This window comes from Pseudomonas sp. GL_103, assembly GCF_057835175.1.
This window is the reverse complement of sequence record NZ_CM174420.1, coordinates 925,173-943,054: the sequence shown is the minus strand read 5'-3', so window position 1 is coordinate 943,054 and position 17,882 is coordinate 925,173. Positions and strand designations below refer to the sequence as shown.

Sequence of the window (17,882 nt, the reverse complement as noted above, 5' to 3'; positions counted from 1 at the left end):
ACAGTTCCTCATTTAGCTTCTTTGCTAACGGTATTGAGCAGGAATTTACCGATCAGGTCTTCGAGCACCAGCGATGACTGCGTGTCATGGATGGTTCCACCATCCTTGAGCAGGGCGTCTTCCCCGCCCACGCTGATACCGATGTACTTCTCGCCCAACAGGCCAGCGGTCAGGATAGATGCAGTAGAGTCCGCCGGCAGATTATCGATGCGTTTTTCCAGCTGCATGGTCACCCGACCGGTGAAACTGTCGCGATCCAGATCGATGGCCGTGACCTTGCCGATGGTCACACCAGCCATGGTCACCTTTGCTCTGACCGTCAAACCGGCGATATTGTCGAAGTAGGCGTAAAGTTTATATGTGTCAGTGCTCGGAGTCGGGGACAGGCCACTGACCCGCAACGCCAACAAGAGCAAAGCCAGGATGCCAGCCAGCAAGAAAAGGCCGACACCGATTTCCAGGGTGCGGTTTTGCATCAGAAATCTCCAAACATCAAGGCGGTCAGAATAAAGTCCAGGCCGAGCACTGCCAACGAGGCATACACAACGGTCTTGGTAGTGGCACGACTGATCCCCTCGGAAGTGGGTTCGCAGTCATAGCCTTGGAATACGGCGATCCAGGTCACCACAAAGGCAAAGACGATGCTTTTGACGATCCCGTTGAGCACATCGTCGGAGAACGTCACGCTGTTCTGCATGTTCGACCAGTAGGAACCTTCATAGACTCCCAGCCAGTCGACAGCTACCCACGAGCCGCCCCAGATACCCACCACGCTGAAAATCATCGCCAGCACCGGCAGGGAAATGAAGCCGGCCCACAAGCGTGGCGCAATGATGTACTTGAGCGGGTCGACCCCGATCATTTCCAGGCTGGACAACTGCTCGGTGGACTTCATGTTGCCGATTTCGGCGGTCAACGCGGAACCTGCGCGTCCGGCGAACAGCAAAGCGGTCACCACCGGCCCCAGTTCACGCAGCAGCGTCAGGGCAACCATCTGCCCGACAGCCTGCTCTGAACCATAGCTGGAAAGAATGTTGAAGCCCTGCAGCGCCAGCACCATGCCGATGAACACCCCGGAGACCACGATGATCACCAGGGACATCACGCCCACCGAATGCAACTGCTTGACCAGCAGCCCGAAACCGCCACCGATGCCGCCCCGACCAAGCAAGGCATGGAACAGGAACAAGCTCGAACGCCCGAACACCGCCAACACATCGATGCCGGCCTGGCCGAAGCGGCGAACGCGTTCTATCAATGAAATTCTGCGCATCAGCGCTTCCCCAGAAGATCTGCGCGGTAATCCGTCGCTGGAAAGTGGTACGGAACCGGGCCGTCGGGTTCACCGGTCATGAACTGGCGAATGCGCGGTTCATCCGAGTTCATCAACTCGTCTGGCGTACCCTGCCCCAACACCTGACCATCGCCCACCACATAAATGTAATCGGCAATGCTCGCGGTCTCGGCCAGGTCGTGGGATACCACGATGCTGGTGATGCCCAACGCATCGTTGAGCAACCGGATGAGGCGCACCAGAACGCCCATTGCGATGGGGTCCTGGCCGACAAAGGGCTCGTCGTACATGAGGATCTGCGGGTCGAGAGCGATCGCCCGGGCCAGCGCAACACGGCGCTTCATGCCGCCGGAAAGCTCGTCGGGCATCAGTTCGATGGCACCCCGCAAGCCCACGGCCTGCAGCTTGAGCAGGACGATGTCGCGGATCATTTCATCCGGCAGTTGCGTGTGAACCCGCAGCGGAAAAGCGACGTTCTCGAAGACATCGAGGTCGGTAAACAGTGCGCCGCTCTGAAACAGCACGCCCATATGCTTGCGTGCATCGAACAGGTCGCTGCGCGACAGTTTTGGCAGGTTCTGACCGTTGACCCAGACTTCGCCCTTGGTTGGTCGCAACTGAGCGCCCATCAGACGCAGGAGCGTAGTCTTGCCACACCCGGAAGGCCCCATGATGCCGGTGACCTTGCCGCGCGGGATACGGATATCGACATTATTGAAAATGCTGCGCGCACCGCGCTTGAAGGACAGTCCCTTCAGCTCGACCGCGTAGGCGTTATCGGCACTCATCTAAACTCCTTGCGATGCAGCCTCTCACTCGGACGCCTGGCTTTCTGACGAAAGCACATACCTCCCGGGCAGGCCGAACTGGCGGCGAACTATATCACTGCAAAGGCTACGCGCCCAAGGCCAAAGCCAGGACATGTTCAACTGCATGACAGGTTGAAAGCCCCATTTAGAAGGTTTCCGGCACCATGGATGGCAATGTGCGACGAACTAGCGTGAGGGATTCGATCATAACCGCTATAATCGCCGCCTTTTCATCAGGCTATACGATTTCTGACATGAGCCAATCCAGCGACCTGATTCAATCAGCACAACGCACCATCCGCCTCGAGGTAGAAGCCGTGCAAGGCCTGCTGCCCCATATCGACGCAGATTTCGTACGCGCTTGCGAGATGATTCTGGCCAGCAAAGGCCGCGTGGTCGTGGTCGGCATGGGCAAGTCGGGGCACATCGGCAACAAGATTGCCGCGACCCTGGCCAGCACCGGCACCACGGCGTTTTTTGTGCACCCGGCTGAAGCCAGCCACGGTGACATGGGCATGATTACCCGCGACGACATCATTCTGGCGCTCTCGAATTCCGGTTCCACCAATGAAATCGTGACCCTGTTGCCACTGATCAAGCGCCTGGGCATCCAGTTGATCAGCATGACCGGCAACCCTGACTCGCCGCTGGCCAAGGCCGCCGAGGTCAACCTGAATGTTCACGTCGAGCACGAAGCCTGTCCGCTGAACCTGGCCCCAACCTCGTCGACCACCGCCGCCCTGGTCATGGGCGACGCCTTGGCCGTCGCGCTGCTGGAAGCCCGTGGCTTTACCGCCGAAGACTTCGCCTTTTCCCATCCTGGGGGCGCTCTGGGTCGACGCCTGCTGCTGAAAGTGGAAAATGTCATGCACGCCGGGCAAGAGTTGCCGCAAGTACAGCGCGGCACCCTGCTGAAGGATGCGCTAATGGAAATGACCCGCAAAGGCCTGGGCATGACCGTGATCCTGGAAGCCGATGGAAAGCTGGCCGGGATCTTTACCGACGGTGACTTGCGCCGCACGCTGGACCGTAGCATCGACATCCATAGCGCTACCATCGACCAGGTCATGACTGCACACGGCAAGACTGCCCGCGCCGAGATGCTCGCCGCCGAAGCGCTGAAAATCATGGAAGATCATAAAATCAACGCGCTGGTTGTGGTCGACCGTGAAGACCGCCCGGTCGGCGCCTTGAACATGCACGACTTGCTGCGTGCGGGAGTAATGTAATGAGTGCGGACCTGCTACAACGCGGCAAACAGATCAAGCTGGCGGTGTTCGATGTCGATGGCGTGCTGACCGACGGGCGCCTGTACTTCCTCGAAGACGGCAGCGAGTTCAAGACCTTCAACACCCTCGACGGCCAGGGCATCAAGATGCTGATGGCCGCAGGCGTGCAGACCGCCATCATCAGTGGCCGCAAGACCCCGGTGGTCGAGCGGCGGGCCAAAAACCTCGGTATCCCGCACCTCTATCAGGGTCGCGAAGATAAACTGGTGGTACTCGACGAACTGTTGGCCCAACTCAACCTGAGCTATGAACAGGTGGCCTACCTCGGCGACGACCTGCCGGACCTGCCGGTGATTCGCCGCGTCGGCCTGGGCATGGCAGTGGCCAATGCCGCCAGTTTCGTGCGTGAACACGCTCACGGCATCACCCTCGCCCGTGGCGGCGAAGGTGCCGCTCGCGAATTCTGCGAATTGATCCTGCGCGCCCAGGACCGCCTCGATGCGGCCAATGCGGCGTACCTGTGAGCCCACTATGCTGAGCAAAAAATTTCGCAACACCCTGATGTACAGTTGCATCGCGGCGATATTCGCTGCGGTTGGCTACTGGAACATCAGCCCGGAACGCTTCCTCGACAAGCCGGTAACGCCGGTCGATGAAAGCGCAATCGACTATTACGCCATCAACGCCCACAGCGTGCAGTACCTGCCGGATGGCAAGCTGCAATATGATCTGGTGTCCGACAAGGTCGAGCACCTGAAAGCGACCGAAGTGACATTGCTGACCAACCCCGACCTGAATGTGTTCCGCGGCACTGAATTCCCGTGGCACGTCCAGAGCCTGCGCGGCGAGGTCAACCCTGATGGCACACAGGTCGAACTGATCGACGACGTGCGCATCACGCGATTCGACGAGAAAAACCGTAGAACCCTGATCACCAGCACCCGCATGACCGTGTTCCCGCAGCAGCAATATGCGCAGACCGAGCAAGACGTTAGAATCGACGGCGCTGGCGGTGTATCGACTGGCAAGGGAATGAAAGCGTATTTGAAAGAAAGCAGGATACACCTGCTATCGAACGTAAGAGGACAGTATGAGGCTCGTTAAAACCCTCCCGATTTTGCTCAGTCTGGGCGCAGCACTGGGAAGCGTGAGCGCCTGGGCTCTGCCGGAAGATCAACAGCAGCCGATCCGCATTCAGGCCGACGATGCCCAACTGGACGACAAGCAAGGTATTGCTACCTATAAGGGTGACGTGATCATCACCCAAGGCTCGATGAAGGTGACAGGCAACACCGTTACCATCACCCGCACCCCGACTGGCGACATTGACGTAGTGACCTCGGTGGGCAACCTTGCGTACTTCGAGCAATTGCAAACGGCTGGCGATACCAAGCCTGTTCAGGGCTGGGGCGTGACGATCCAGTATCACGCCTCGCAAAATCGCGTCGTACTGATCGACAAGGCCAAAGTTGTCGACAAGGACAACAACGTCACCCAAGGCGAGAAAATTGTCTACGACACGGACAAGAAGCTCGCCAGCGCCGGTCGCGCCACAGGCAGCAAGATCACCGAGTCGCGTCCGCGTATCGACATGGTGATCCAGCCGAAGAAGAAAACCGACGAGAAAAAGGCCCAGTAATGGCAACTCTGAAAGCTCAGCATCTGGCCAAGAGCTACAAGAGCCGCCAGGTCGTGCGTGACGTCAGCCTGTCCATCGACAGCGGCCAGATCGTCGGCCTGCTTGGCCCGAACGGCGCCGGCAAGACTACCTGTTTCTACATGATCGTCGGCCTGGTGCAAGCCGACCAGGGCCGCGTCCTGATCGATGACCTGGACGTCAGCCACCAGCCGATGCACGGCCGTGCAAAGGCCGGTATCGGCTACTTGCCGCAGGAAGCATCGATCTTCCGCAAGCTGTCGGTGGCCGACAACATCATGGCCATCCTCGAGACCCGCAAGGAACTCGACAAGGCCGGTCGCCGCAAGGAGCTGGAAAGCTTGCTGCAGGAGTTCCACATCAGTCACATCCGCGACAACCTGGGCATGAGCCTGTCCGGTGGTGAGCGCCGTCGCGTGGAAATCGCCCGCGCCCTGGCCACCAACCCGAAATTCATCCTCCTCGACGAACCCTTCGCCGGCGTGGACCCGATTTCGGTCGGCGACATCAAGCAGATCATTCACCACCTCAAGGCCAAAGGCATTGGCGTGCTGATCACGGACCACAACGTTCGTGAAACCCTGGATATCTGTGAAACCGCCTATATCGTCAATGACGGTCAACTGATCGCCGAAGGCGACGCAGAGACCATCCTGGCCAACGACCTGGTCAAGGAAGTGTATCTGGGCCATGAGTTCCGCCTGTAAGCGCTGAGCCGTGCCCAGGCAGTCGCCCGGGCACCTGACCAGCCATTCACCAGCGCCTCGTGCAGACGGGCGTGGTCAGCCCTCAACAAGGGCAGCGCTGCAACACAGCTTTATAGTTTTTTATTGTTACAGCGCTCTAGGCAAACCCTTTAGTTTCAGGCATATAATTTGCTTAAGTTTGGCGCCCCGGCGCCCTGTAGTGGATGGCGCATGTGCGCCGGCGAATAAGGTGTTAAGCCCCTGCCATGAAACCATCGCTAGTCTTGAGAATGGGCCAGCAGCTGACGATGACACCGCAGCTGCAACAGGCCATCCGCCTGCTCCAATTGTCGACCCTGGACCTGCAACAGGAAATCCAGGAGGCCCTGGAGTCCAATCCGATGCTCGAACGCCAGGAAGAAGGCGACGACTTCGATAATTCCGATCCCTTGGCCGACAACGCCGAACAAAAGCCCAACACTGACATTCAGGAACCTTCCTATCAGGAAAGCGCCCCGACGGTCGATAACCTCGATGAGGGTGACTGGAACGAGCGTATTCCCAACGAACTCCCCGTCGACACCGCGTGGGAAGACGTTTACCAGACCAGCGCCAGCAGCCTGCCCAGCAATGATGATGACGAGTGGGACTTCACCACCCGCACCTCGGCCGGCGAAAGCCTGCAGAGTCACTTGCTGTGGCAACTGAACCTGGCCCCGATGTCCGACACCGATCGCCTGATCGCCGTGACCCTGATCGACTGCATCAACAATCAGGGCTACCTGGACGAAACCCTCGAGGAAATCCTCGAAGCCTTCGACCCGGAACTGGACATCGAACTGGACGAAATCGAAGCCGTCCTGCACCGCATCCAGCAATTCGAGCCTGCCGGCATCGGCGCCCGCAACCTGGGCGAATGCCTGCTGCTGCAATTGCGCCAGTTACCTGCAAAGACCCCTTGGCTGGCCGAGGCCAAGCGCCTGGTCACCGATTACATCGACCTGCTTGGCAGCCGCGACTACAGCCAGTTGATGCGTCGCATGAAGCTCAAGGAAGATGAGCTGCGCCAGGTCATCGAGCTGGTCCAGAGCCTCAACCCGCGCCCGGGCTCGCAGATCGAGTCCACCGAAGCCGAGTACGTCGTTCCTGACGTCATCGTGCGCAAGGACAACGAGCGCTGGCTGGTGGAGCTCAATCAGGAGTCGGTGCCACGGCTGCGGGTCAATGCCCAGTACGCCGGTTTCGTGCGCCGCGCCGACACCAGCGCCGACAACACCTTCATGCGCAATCAGTTGCAGGAGGCCCGTTGGTTCATCAAGAGCCTGCAAAGCCGCAATGAAACCCTGATGAAGGTTGCCACCCAGATCGTCGAGCATCAGCGCGGCTTTCTGGAGTACGGCGACGAAGCCATGAAGCCGCTGGTGCTGCATGACATCGCCGAAGCGGTGGGCATGCATGAGTCGACGATTTCACGGGTGACCACCCAGAAGTTCATGCACACCCCCCGGGGCATTTATGAACTGAAGTACTTTTTTTCCAGCCACGTAAGCACCTCCGAAGGCGGCGAATGCTCGTCCACGGCGATCCGGGCGATCATCAAAAAACTGGTTGCAGCGGAAAATCAGAAAAAGCCGTTGAGTGACAGCAAGATCGCTGGTTTACTGGAGGCACAAGGCATTCAGGTGGCTCGCCGCACCGTCGCCAAGTACCGTGAATCCCTCGGGATCGCGCCTTCGAGCGAACGCAAGCGGTTGATGTAGGGCCACGCCACAGCGTTCCAGTGGTAGATCATCTGATCTACCGCTTTATGCACTGGCAACGAAGGAGAAGCTGTATGCAAGTCAACATCAGTGGACACCAACTGGAAGTGACCGAACCTCTTCGCACCTACATCGGCGAAAAACTCGAACGATTGGAGCGACATTTCGACAAGATCACTAATGTGCAGGTCACGATGACCGTCGAAAAACTGAAGCAGAAAATCGAAGCCACGCTGCATATTCCCGGGAATGAAGTGGTCGCCAACGCGGAACATACTGATATGTATGCCGCGATCGACGCACTCACCGACAAGCTGGATAAACAACTCAAAAAACATAAGGAAAAGACCCAGAGCCTCCTCCAGGGCGCAACCGGTCGTTAACACTCCCTACCCATGATCCGACTTGAAAGTATCCTGACCCCCGGCCGTTCCCTGGTGAACGTGCCGGGAGGCAGTAAAAAGAAAGCCCTCGAACAAATTGCCAATCTGATCGCCCGCGAAGTGCCGGCCCTGGAGATGCAAGATGTCTTCGAGGCACTGATTGCCCGTGAAAAACTCGGCTCCACCGGGTTTGGCAATGGCATCGCCATTCCACATTGCCGTCTCAAGGGCTGTGTTTCGCCCATCAGTGCATTGATGCACCTGGACGCCCCTATCGATTTCGACGCCATCGATGGTGCGCCGGTTGACCTGCTGTTCGTACTGCTGGTCCCGGAAGCCGCCACCGATGCGCACCTTGAGCTGCTGCGACAGATCGCCAGCATGCTCGACCGCAAGGAAGTTCGCGAAAAGCTGCGTAGTGCTGCAAGCAACGAAGCCCTGTATCAGGTTGTCCTGGACGAGCAAAACGGTCAGTAATCATGCGCTTGATCATCGTCAGTGGCCGTTCCGGCTCAGGTAAAAGTACCGCCCTCAACGTTCTTGAGGACAACGGCTACTACTGCATCGACAACCTGCCTGCCGGCCTGCTGCCGGAGTTGGCCGAACGAGCCTTGGTTCATACCGAGCTGTTGCAGCCACTGGTCGCCGTTTCCATTGACGCGCGCAACCTGCCCAGCCACCTGTCACGCTTCCCCGACCTGCTCGAAGAAGTCCGCAGCCGCCACATCCAGTGCGATGTGCTGTACCTGGACGCCGACGAAGAAACCCTGCTCAAGCGCTTCTCGGAAACCCGCCGACGTCACCCCCTGACCAACGCCAACCGCTCGCTGGCCGAAGCCATCAGCGTCGAGAGTGACCTGCTCGGGCCGATTGCCGACCTCGCCGATCTCAAGATCAACACCACCAGCCTGAACCTGTACCAATTGCGCGACGCCATCAAACTGCGCCTGTTGAATCAGCCCGAGCCGGGGACTGCGTTCCTGGTGGAATCCTTCGGCTTCAAGCGCGGCATGCCGGTGGACGCCGACCTGGTGTTCGATGTGCGCTGCCTGCCCAACCCTTACTGGAAACCGGAATTGCGCGAGCAGTCCGGGCTCGATCAACCGGTTGCCGAATACCTGGCGGCACAGCCGGATGTCGAAGAGATGTTCCAGGACATTTCCACGTACCTGCTAAAGTGGCTGCCTCGTTTTGCCGCCAGCAACCGCGCCTACGTCACCATTGCCATTGGCTGCACTGGCGGACATCACCGTTCCGTCTACCTGACCGAGCGTCTGGGCCAGACGCTGCAACAATCCCTGAAGAACGTCCAGGTCCGCCACCGCGACCTCAGCTAAAGGATTCACATCGCGATGCCTGCTCTGGAAATCGAAATCATCAATAAATTGGGCCTGCACGCTCGCGCTTCTGCAAAATTCGTTGGGGTAGCAGGTCAGTTCCCGTGCCAGATCCGGGCCGGTCGTACACCACAGTCCATGGTCGATGGCAAAAGCATCATGGCGATGATGATGCTGGCCGCCGGCAAAGGCACCACGATCCACTTGAGCACAGAAGGCGAGCAGGAACAGGAAGCACTGGATGCGCTGGTAGCGTTGATCAACAACTTCTTCGACGAAGGCGAGTAAAACAACCACAAAAGCCCCTCACCACAAATCAAGCGAGGGCCGTATCCATCACCATCATCAAACAGAACCCCATCAGCAGCCCGAGGCTGGCAAGCTTGTCATGACCATTGCGGCGCGACTCGGGAATGACTTCGTGGGTCACCACCAGCAACATCGCCCCCGCCGCCAGCGCCAACCCCAAAGGCAGCAGCAGTTCGGCCAGGCTCACCAGCCACGCGCATAGCAGTGCGAACACCGGTTCGACCAAGCCTGATGCGGCACCGATCAGGAACGCCTTGATCCTGGACATCCCTGCCCCGGCCAAGACCAAAGCGATGACCAACCCCTCCGGCACATCCTGCAAGGCAATGCCCATGGCGAGACTGTCGGCGTCAGGCATTGCGCCACCGGCCGAAACACCGACCGCCATACCTTCCGGGATGTTGTGGGCAATGATGGCAAACACGAACAACCAAATGCGCGGAGCAATGACCGGTCGCTCCAGCGTACCGACCAGCATGTCCGGGCTGGCCCCGGAGACCTTCCGATCCACCAGGAACAACCCGAACGCGCCGAGCATAATGCCGAAGCTGATCAGCCCACTGGACGCCCATGGCGACAATCCAAGCCCTTCGGCGGCAGAGATGCCCGGAACAATCAGCGAAAATGCCGTCGCCGCGAGCATCACGCCAGCGCCAAAGCCAAGCAATGTGTCGCTGAGCACCTGCGGCATCCGCCGAATCACCAACACCGGCACCGCGCCCAGCGCGGTACCCAAGGCGCAGATTGCACCGCCCTGCAGTGCACGTAGCAACTTCGGCTCAAGATCAAGCCATGCCAGCCCGTGGGCAACCAATAGGCTCATACCCGCCAGCAGTAACAGCGATCCAAACGCGTAACGAAACATCCGTCCACTTCCGATCGCCAGTGTTTCAGTGCCCATAGCCCAGCCTTGGATTTGTTTTTACAGAAGACTTAAACCAGTGCGGCCTGATAGCGCGCAGCGACTTGTGGCCAATTGATCACGTTGTAGAACGCGCTGATGTATTCCGGACGACGGTTCTGATAACGCAGGTAATAGGCGTGCTCCCAGACGTCGAGGCCCAGAATCGGCGTATTACCGTTCATTAGCGGACTGTCCTGGTTACCGCTGCTTTCCACCACCAGGGTCTTTTGCGGGGTTACGCTCAGCCAGGCCCAGCCACTGCCGAAGCGGGTCAACGCGGCCTTGGTAAAGGCTTCCTTGAAGCTGTCGAGACCGCCCAGTTGTTCATCGATGGCCTTGGCCAGCGCGCCTTCGGGCTTGCCACCACCACCGGGCGCCATGACTTCCCAGAACAACGAATGGTTGGCGTGGCCGCCCCCTTGGTTGATCACCGCCGCCCGCAGATTTTCCGGCAGTTGCTGAACGGCGGACACCAGATTCTCCACCGGCCACTCGGCATACTCAGTGCCCTCGACGGCCGCGTTGAGGTTGTTGATGTAAGTCTGGTGATGCTTGGTGTAGTGGATCTCCATGGTCAGTGCATCGATGTGCGGTTCCAGGGCGTCGTAGGCGTACGGCAAGGCGGGCAAGGTAAAAGCCATGTTCAATGGACTCCAGGATGATGAGGCGCAGGCGAAGCGACATCGATGTGCAGCAGCCGATGGGTGCGCGGATATTCGCCGTGTTCACTGATGAAATTCAGCAGCTCGACGTAGGTCTTGCTGCTTAGGCGCAACGCGGCTTCACGCAATGCCTGCGGCAGTCGCGGGTCCTGCAGGGTCTGCAACAGCCGTTGGTGGATGGCACACAAGTATTCGGCGCTCTCCTCCGGCTGGTTCAGACGCAAGTGCAGGTCCGCCAGGTTGTGATGGGAAATCACGCAGGCCGCCACCGCTTCGTCGGCATCCGCCCAGCGCTCGAACAGCACTTGGGCCAGGGCCAATGCCTGCAGGTACGCCTCGCGGGCATCTACCAGTTCACCCAGCATGAAAAAACGATTGGCTCTTTCGATCGTGCGTTTCCAGTGCTCCATGGCGTGCCTCCAAAGCGGTAACGGGGCTTACACGCCGCCCGCGGTGAGTTTTTCCGGGTTGAGCAATTCTTCCAGCTGGCTGCGCGACAGGTCGGTGTGTTCCAGCGCGACGTCAATCACCGGCCGGCCTTGCTGATAGGCCTTCTTGGCAATCTCGGCAGCCTTCTGGTAACCGATGATCGGGTTGAGCGCGGTGACCAGAATCGGGTTGCGTGACAGCGCTTCCTTGATCCGGCCTTCGTTGACCTTGAAGCTGGCGATGGCCTTGTCTGCCAGCAGACGGCTGGAATTGGCCAGCAACTCGATGCTGCTCAGCAGGTTCTGGGCGATGATCGGCAGCATCACGTTCAGTTCGAAATTGCCCGACTGACCGGCGATGGTGATCACGCTGTCGTTGCCGATGACCTGAGCCGCGACCATCGCAGTAGCCTCGGGAATGACCGGGTTGACCTTGCCCGGCATGATCGAGGAGCCCGGTTGCAAGGCTTCGAGTTCGATCTCGCCAAGGCCGGCCAACGGACCGGAGTTCATCCAGCGCAGGTCGTTGGCGATTTTCATCAGCGATACGGCGGTGGCCTTTAGCTGTCCGGAGACTGCAACGGCAGTGTCCTGGGAACCGATCAGCGCGAACAGGTCCTTGCCTGGCTGGAACTCAACCCGGGTCAATTTGCTTAGCTGCCGGCTGAAACGCGCCGCGAACTCGGGGTGGGCGTTGACACCCGTACCCACCGCCGTGCCGCCCTGGGCCAGGGATTGCAGGCTTGGCTGCAATCCCTGCAGATGACCGATATTGGCCTTGAGCTGCTGCGCCCAACCGTTGAGCACCTGGCTCATGCGCACCGGCATGGCGTCCATCAGGTGTGTGCGCCCGGTCTTGACGTGGTGATGAACCTGCCCGGCCTTGCGCTCGATGACCTGCACCAGATGCGTCAGCACCGGCAGCAGTTGTTCATGGAGCGCCAGTGCTGCGCTGACATGAATGGTGGTCGGGATGATGTCGTTGCTGCTCTGCCCGCAGTTGACGTGATCGTTGGGGTTCACCACCTCTCCGAGCAAGCGACTGGCCAGCGTGGCGATCACTTCATTGGCGTTCATGTTGGAGCTGGTGCCGGAGCCGGTCTGGAAGACATCCACCGGAAAATGCTGCATGAAATCGCCTTCGAGCAAGCCTTGGGCCGCATCGACGATGGCTTTGCCCTGGGCTTCGCTGATCTGCTTGAGCTCGACGTTGGCGCGGGCGGCCGCTGCTTTGGCCAGGATCAACGCGCGGATGAACTGAACCGGCATCGGTTTGCCGCTGATCGGGAAGTTATCCACTGCACGCTGGGTCTGTGCGCCGTAGAGGGCGTCTTCCGGGACTTGAAGCTCGCCCATGCTGTCGCGCTCAATACGTGTCTTGTTCATCAGAAAATCCTTGCACCAGTTCAGTAAGAGGAATCGAGGGCTGCAATTCACAGGTAGCGAGTTGCCAGGTGTAGCTCTGCCAGCGCTTGAGGCGGCATTTGCACAATGAGAGGCGTTCCAGTTCGCGCAACGGGCGCCAAGCCTGGTCGAGACAGTAAGTGCGCCAGTGCCACGGCAGCGCGACATCGGCGGCGGTGTCGAGCAACAATCGGAAGGAAGTTTCGGCGACGGTCCAGGGTGAGGTGGCCGTGCAACAGGCCAGATACCGGCCTTCGGCCAGGTAGTGGTCGATCAGGCGAGGCTCGTCGGGGTTCATCGCGCAACGGATCTGGCGACTCATCCAGCGCCAGCTTTCGAGGTAAGGCTGCTCGTGCAAGGCAGAACTCATGATCCGGGGCTCATTCGGTAATGAGATTTATTATTAAATGATAATGAGAAACAAAACAAGGCCGAGGAAATACAACACGGTCATTGTGGGAGCGAGCTTGCTCGCGATGGCGTCATCACTTTCAACATTGATTTCGTCTGGTACGCCGCTATCGCGAGCAAGCTCGCGCCCACAGGGGATTTGAGCTGTAGCCAATAAAAAAGGCGCGCCACCCAATGGGTGGCGCGCCTTTTGGTGAAGCGGCCGAGGCTTAGCTGCCTGCCACTGTCATCCGCTCGATCAGCACCGAACCGGTGCGAATGTTGCTGCGCAACTCCAGATCATTACCCACGGCCACGATCTGTTTGAACATGTCGCGCATGTTGCCGGCGATGGTCACTTCCTGCACCGCGAACTGGATTTCGCCGTTCTCGACCCAGTAACCCGCCGCACCGCGGGAATAATCACCGGTCACCATGTTCAGGCCCTGGCCCATCAACTCGGTGACCAACAGCCCGCGCCCCATGCGCCGCAGCAAGGCAGCCTGGTCTTCGTCGCCATGGGTGACGAACAGGTTGTGCACGCCGCCGGCGTTGGCCGTGCTCGGCATGCCGAGCTTGCGGCCGGAATAGGTACCGAGGATGTACGACACCAACTCGCCCTTTTCGACGAACGGTTTGGCGTAGGTCGCCAAACCATCACCGTCGAACGCTGCGCTGCCCATGGCACGCATCAGATGCGGACGTTCGTCGATGGTCAGCCACTCAGGAAACAGCTTCTGCCCGAGGGTACCCTCAAGGAAGGACGATTTGCGATACAGGCTGCCGCCGGAAATCGCCGACAGGAAACTGCCGAACAGCCCCCCAGCCAACTCTGCCGAAAAAAGTACCGGCACCTCGCAAGTCGGCACCGGACGCGCGCCCAGACGGCTCGCCGCCCGTTGTGCAGCGCGCTGACCGATGCTCACCGGGTCGGCGAGCAGATTGCCCTGGCGGTTGACGTCGTACCAGTAATCGCGCTGCATCTGGCCATCGGCCTCGGCGATCATCACGCAGCTCAGGCTGTGCCGAGTCGATGCGTAACCGCCGATAAAGCCGTGGCTATTGCCATAAACGCGGCAGCCCTGATGGGTACTGAGGGTGGTGCCGTCGGCGTTCTTGATCCGGCTGTCGGCGGCAAACGCCGCAGCTTCGCAAGCCAGGGCCTGTTCGATGGCTTGTTCCGGAGTGATGTCCCATTGGTGGAACAGGTCGAAATCCTGAATATCCCGCGCCATCAGCGCAGCATCCGCAAGACCCGAAGCTTCGTCTTCCGAAGTGTGTTTGGCGATGGCTAGTGCAGCGGCGACGGTTTCGCGAATCGCATCAGGACCACTGGCCGAAGTGCTGGCCGAGCCTTTGCGCTGCCCCACGTACAGGGTGATGCCGAAACCCTGGTCGCGGTTGAATTCAACGGTTTCGACTTCACGCTGACGCACCGTGGTCGACAAGCCCTGCTCCAGCGACACTGCCACTTCACAGGCGCTGGCGCCCTGGCGTTTGGCTTCAGCGATGATCTGCTCGACTTGTTCCTGCAGTGCCGGCAACGCTTGTGGGCCGACGCTTTCAACTGCACTCATGCTGTTCTCCACTCAAATTCTGCTTTCGGTAACGGTCATCGAGCGACCGGGCCGGACAAGCGGCCCCCGACTGGTTATCATGGCGGCGTTTCTTTGCGGACGGCCACCATGGTTGATTCTTACGACGACTCCCTCGATACGGGAGAAAAAAGCAAATCCCAGGTTAAACGCGAGCTGCATGCTCTGGTTGACCTTGGCGAGCGCCTTACAACACTCAAGCCTGACTTGCTGGCAAAACTGCCCTTGACCGACGGAATGCGTCGGGCTCTGGCCGATGCGCCCAAGCACACCGCGAACATCGCGCGTAAACGGCACCTTCAGTTCATCGGCAAACTGATGCGCGATCAGGACACTGCCGCCATTCTGGTTCTGCTCGATCAACTCGATGCCTCCACCCGTCAATACAACGAACGCTTCCATAACCTGGAACGCTGGCGCGATCGTCTGATCGCCGGCGACGATGCCGTTCTGGAAAAATTCGTCGTCGACTACCCGGACGCGGACCGCCAGCAATTGCGTTCCCTGATCCGTCAGGCCCAGCATGAGCTTGCGCAAAACAAGCCTCCTGCTTCCAGCCGTAAAATCTTCAAGTACATCCGTGAGCTGGACGAGACTCAACGCGGTCTGCGTTAATTCTCGAATCGGGTGAGCTGCCTCGCAGCTCACCCGCAGCCTCACCTCTTACGAACCCGTGCCACCCACGGTGATCGCATCAATCTTCAGCGTTGGCTGGCCGACACCCACCGGCACCGACTGCCCATCCTTGCCACACGTGCCCACGCCGCTGTCCAGCGACAGATCATTACCGACCATCGACACCTTGCTCATGGCTTCCGGCCCGTTGCCGATCAGGGTCGCACCCTTGACCGGAGCGGTGATCTTGCCGTCCTCGATCAGGTACGCCTCGCTGGTGGAGAACACGAACTTGCCGCTGGTGATGTCCACCTGACCGCCACCCAGGTTGGCGCAGTAGATGCCACGCTTCACCGAGGCGATGATTTCCGCCGGGTCGCTTTCGCCGGCGAGCATGTAGGTGTTGGTCATGCGCGGCATCGGCAGGTGCGCATAGGATTCGCGACGACCGTTACCGGTGCGGGCCACGCCCATCAGGCGGGCGTTGAGTTTGTCCTGCATGTAGCCTTTGAGTACGCCGTTTTCGATCAGCGTGGTGCACTCGGTCGGCGTGCCTTCGTCGTCGACGCTCAACGAGCCACGACGACCGGCCAGGGTGCCGTCATCGACAATGGTGCACAGCTTCGACGCAACCATCTCGCCCATGCGCCCGCTATAAGCCGAACTGCCCTTGCGGTTGAAGTCGCCTTCCAGACCATGACCGACGGCTTCGTGCAACAGCACGCCGGACCAACCGGAACCGAGCACCACCGGCAAGGTACCGGCCGGTGCCGGAATGGCTTCGAGGTTGACCAGCGCCTGGCGCAACGCTTCACGGGCATAACCCATGGCGCGGTCTTCGCCGAGGAAATAACGGTAATCGGTCCGACCGCCACCGCCATGACCGCCGCGCTCGCGGCGGCCGTTCTGTTCGACGATCACGCTGACGTTGAAACGCACCAGCGGGCGTACATCCGCCGCCAGACCGCCGTCGGTGGAAGCCACCAGAATCCGCTCCCAGACACCGGCCATGCTCACGGTGACTTGCTGGATGCGAGGGTCAAGGGCACGGGTCGCGGCATCGATTCGCTTGAGCAAATCGACTTTCTCGGCACGGGTCAGCACTTCCAGGGGATTGTCCGGCGCATACAACTGCGCGACATCCTGGCTGGTGAATGCCTGCACGGTGCCATTCTGGCCAGCGCGGGAAATCGAACGGGCGGCCCGTGCCGCCGCGCCAAGGGCTTCCAGGGTGATGGCATTGCTGTAGGCAAAACCGGTTTTTTCTCCCGATTGCGCACGCACGCCCACACCTTGGTCAAGGTTGAAGCTACCTTCCTTGACGATGCCGTCTTCCAGCGCCCAGGACTCTGAAATCTGCCCCTGGAAATACAGGTCGGCCGCATCGATGCCCGGCCCGGCTAGGTCGCCGAGTACGCCTTGCAGGCTCTCGATCGTGACGCCACCGGGCGCCAGCAGGTGTTCACTGACTGAGGACAACAACTCGCTCATATGCTTTACGCCTTAAATTCGTCGTTCTGATGCAGGTCGCTGGGCGCCCTGCGAGAAAAAGCGCCGGTGACTGGACACCGGCATCCGCGCCCGGATGGACGCCTGTTCGCTGCTGTCGCGTTCGGCCAGCAGCACGGCCTCGCCTTGATCCTGTTGTGCCAGCACACGCCCCCATGGGTCGATGATGGCAGCATGACCGAAAGTTTCCCGCGGCCCCGGATGCGTCCCACCCTGGGCGGCCGCGAGCACATAACATTGTGTCTCGATGGCCCGTGCGCGAATCAGCACATCCCAATGCGCCGCGCCGGTCACCGCCGTGAAGGCCGAAGGGGCGGTAATCAGTTCCGCGCCAGCTGCACGCAATTCGCTGTACAGCTCGGGAAAGCGCAGGTCATAGCAGACCGTCAGGCCAACCCGACCGACGGGCGTGTCCGCCACGACCACCCCGTTGCCATAAGCATAGTCATCGGATTCACGATAACGGCCGCGATTGTCCGCCACGTCGACATCGAACAGGTGCAGCTTGTCGTAGCGCGCCACCGTTTCGCCCTGGTCATCGACCAGCAACGAACAGGCATGCACTTTGGCCGTCGGTTGATCCACCGGCGGCAACGGCAACGTGCCAGCCACAATCCATAACTTGAGGTCGCGTGCGGTCTGTTTCAACCACGGCAGGATCGGGCCTTCGCCCAGTGCTTCGGCGCGCCCGATGTCGGCAATGTCGCGCCGGCCCATGGCGGCGAAGTTTTCCGGCAATACCGCGAGCTTCGCGCCACCGGCGGCCGCTTGCTCGAGCAGCCGACGGGCCTGGGCCAGGTTGGCCAGCACATCGCTCTGGCTGACCATTTGAATCACCGCTACAGACATGGCGCACTCCTGGAATCGTATGCGGCCATGCTACTCCATAGGCTTGCCGAGTGCCTTTTCAA

General features: G+C 59.8%; 22 protein-coding genes. 11 read left to right on the top strand and 11 right to left on the bottom strand.

What is annotated here, in order from left to right:
- Nucleotides 1-8 precede the first annotated feature (8 nt).
- Genes mlaD through AC3IP0_RS04180 form a run of 3 tightly spaced genes read right to left on the bottom strand, consistent with a single transcriptional unit; the run spans nt 9 to nt 2,082 of the window.
- A complete protein-coding gene (gene mlaD, locus AC3IP0_RS04190) occupies nt 9-476 on the bottom strand; it encodes an outer membrane lipid asymmetry maintenance protein MlaD (protein WP_111280917.1) in 468 nt (155 codons plus the stop codon).
- Nucleotides 476-1,273: a lipid asymmetry maintenance ABC transporter permease subunit MlaE gene (mlaE, locus tag AC3IP0_RS04185; protein ID WP_489318363.1), complete on the bottom strand. Its 798-nt coding sequence runs from the start codon at nt 1,271-1,273 to the stop codon at nt 476-478. The genes mlaD and mlaE overlap by 1 nt, the downstream gene beginning before the upstream one ends.
- Nucleotides 1,273-2,082 carry an ATP-binding cassette domain-containing protein gene (locus AC3IP0_RS04180; RefSeq protein WP_007986707.1) on the bottom strand — a complete coding sequence of 270 codons (810 nt, stop codon included), beginning with the start codon at nt 2,080-2,082 and terminating at the stop codon, nt 1,273-1,275. Before AC3IP0_RS04180 ends, mlaE begins: the two co-directional genes overlap by 1 nt.
- 275 nt (nt 2,083-2,357) lie before the next feature.
- Here AC3IP0_RS04180 and AC3IP0_RS04175 point away from each other — a divergent pair, with 275 nt between their 5' ends.
- The 10 genes from AC3IP0_RS04175 (at nt 2,358) to AC3IP0_RS04130 (ending at nt 9,443) form a co-directional block, all read left to right on the top strand.
- On the top strand, nt 2,358-3,332 hold the full coding sequence (locus AC3IP0_RS04175; protein WP_489318362.1) for a KpsF/GutQ family sugar-phosphate isomerase: 975 nt from the start codon (nt 2,358-2,360) through the stop codon (nt 3,330-3,332).
- The gene (locus AC3IP0_RS04170; protein WP_008018712.1) at nt 3,332-3,856 is read left to right on the top strand and encodes a KdsC family phosphatase; all 525 of its coding nucleotides are present in this window, start codon (nt 3,332-3,334) and stop codon (nt 3,854-3,856) included. Before AC3IP0_RS04175 ends, AC3IP0_RS04170 begins: the two co-directional genes overlap by 1 nt.
- Before the next feature lie 7 nt (nt 3,857-3,863).
- Entirely contained in the window at nt 3,864-4,436 is a 573-nt protein-coding gene (lptC, locus tag AC3IP0_RS04165) for an LPS export ABC transporter periplasmic protein LptC (protein ID WP_095944269.1), read from the top strand.
- Entirely contained in the window at nt 4,423-4,971 is a 549-nt protein-coding gene (lptA, locus tag AC3IP0_RS04160; protein ID WP_489318361.1) for a lipopolysaccharide transport periplasmic protein LptA, read from the top strand. The genes lptC and lptA overlap by 14 nt, the downstream gene beginning before the upstream one ends.
- Nucleotides 4,971-5,696, top strand: coding sequence for an LPS export ABC transporter ATP-binding protein (lptB, locus tag AC3IP0_RS04155; protein ID WP_008054366.1), 726 nt, complete (start codon nt 4,971-4,973; stop codon nt 5,694-5,696). The genes lptA and lptB overlap by 1 nt, the downstream gene beginning before the upstream one ends.
- 245 nt (nt 5,697-5,941) lie before the next feature.
- Entirely contained in the window at nt 5,942-7,435 is a 1,494-nt protein-coding gene (locus AC3IP0_RS04150; protein WP_015093497.1) for an RNA polymerase factor sigma-54, read from the top strand.
- A gap of 74 nt (nt 7,436-7,509) precedes the next feature.
- Nucleotides 7,510-7,818: a ribosome hibernation-promoting factor, HPF/YfiA family gene (gene hpf / locus AC3IP0_RS04145; RefSeq protein ID WP_007941242.1), complete on the top strand. Its 309-nt coding sequence runs from the start codon at nt 7,510-7,512 to the stop codon at nt 7,816-7,818.
- A gap of 12 nt (nt 7,819-7,830) precedes the next feature.
- Nucleotides 7,831-8,295 carry a PTS IIA-like nitrogen regulatory protein PtsN gene (ptsN, locus tag AC3IP0_RS04140; RefSeq protein WP_008046148.1) on the top strand — a complete coding sequence of 155 codons (465 nt, stop codon included), beginning with the start codon at nt 7,831-7,833 and terminating at the stop codon, nt 8,293-8,295.
- Nucleotides 8,296-8,297: 2 nt separating this feature from the next.
- A complete protein-coding gene (gene rapZ / locus AC3IP0_RS04135; RefSeq protein WP_489318360.1) occupies nt 8,298-9,155 on the top strand; it encodes an RNase adapter RapZ in 858 nt (285 codons plus the stop codon).
- A 15-nt stretch (nt 9,156-9,170) separates the two neighbouring features.
- Complete coding sequence (locus tag AC3IP0_RS04130) at nt 9,171-9,443, top strand: HPr family phosphocarrier protein (RefSeq protein ID WP_057716420.1); 273 nt, start codon at nt 9,171-9,173, stop codon at nt 9,441-9,443.
- A gap of 28 nt (nt 9,444-9,471) precedes the next feature.
- Here AC3IP0_RS04130 and AC3IP0_RS04125 read toward each other — a convergent pair whose 3' ends face one another.
- The 6 genes from AC3IP0_RS04125 to pmbA form a co-directional block, all read right to left on the bottom strand.
- Nucleotides 9,472-10,365, bottom strand: a complete 894-nt coding sequence (locus AC3IP0_RS04125) for a ZIP family metal transporter (RefSeq protein WP_489318359.1) — start codon at nt 10,363-10,365, stop codon at nt 9,472-9,474.
- Nucleotides 10,366-10,397: 32 nt separating this feature from the next.
- A complete protein-coding gene (locus tag AC3IP0_RS04120) occupies nt 10,398-11,009 on the bottom strand; it encodes a superoxide dismutase (protein WP_489318358.1) in 612 nt (203 codons plus the stop codon).
- Between the two features lie 2 nt (nt 11,010-11,011).
- Complete coding sequence (locus AC3IP0_RS04115) at nt 11,012-11,440, bottom strand: DUF2753 family protein (protein ID WP_489326703.1); 429 nt, start codon at nt 11,438-11,440, stop codon at nt 11,012-11,014.
- Between the two features lie 27 nt (nt 11,441-11,467).
- Complete coding sequence (locus AC3IP0_RS04110) at nt 11,468-12,844, bottom strand: class II fumarate hydratase (RefSeq protein ID WP_489326702.1); 1,377 nt, start codon at nt 12,842-12,844, stop codon at nt 11,468-11,470.
- A complete protein-coding gene (locus tag AC3IP0_RS04105; protein ID WP_489326701.1) occupies nt 12,825-13,232 on the bottom strand; it encodes a FagA protein in 408 nt (135 codons plus the stop codon). The genes AC3IP0_RS04110 and AC3IP0_RS04105 overlap by 20 nt, the downstream gene beginning before the upstream one ends.
- 250 nt (nt 13,233-13,482) lie before the next feature.
- Complete coding sequence (gene pmbA, locus AC3IP0_RS04100) at nt 13,483-14,829, bottom strand: metalloprotease PmbA (RefSeq protein ID WP_056728352.1); 1,347 nt, start codon at nt 14,827-14,829, stop codon at nt 13,483-13,485.
- A 108-nt stretch (nt 14,830-14,937) separates the two neighbouring features.
- Between pmbA and yjgA the strand changes: the two genes are divergently transcribed.
- The gene (gene yjgA / locus AC3IP0_RS04095) at nt 14,938-15,462 is read left to right on the top strand and encodes a ribosome biogenesis factor YjgA (RefSeq protein WP_008046139.1); all 525 of its coding nucleotides are present in this window, start codon (nt 14,938-14,940) and stop codon (nt 15,460-15,462) included.
- 48 nt (nt 15,463-15,510) lie between these two features.
- Here the strand turns inward: yjgA and tldD are convergent, their stop codons facing one another.
- Together tldD and AC3IP0_RS04085 are read right to left on the bottom strand one after the other, a co-directional pair.
- Nucleotides 15,511-16,953 (bottom strand): metalloprotease TldD, encoded by a 1,443-nt coding sequence (tldD, locus tag AC3IP0_RS04090; protein ID WP_057716428.1) that lies wholly within the window; start codon nt 16,951-16,953, stop codon nt 15,511-15,513.
- 12 nt (nt 16,954-16,965) lie between these two features.
- Nucleotides 16,966-17,820, bottom strand: a complete 855-nt coding sequence (locus AC3IP0_RS04085; protein ID WP_489318354.1) for a carbon-nitrogen hydrolase family protein — start codon at nt 17,818-17,820, stop codon at nt 16,966-16,968.
- Nucleotides 17,821-17,882: the final 62 nt, after the last annotated feature.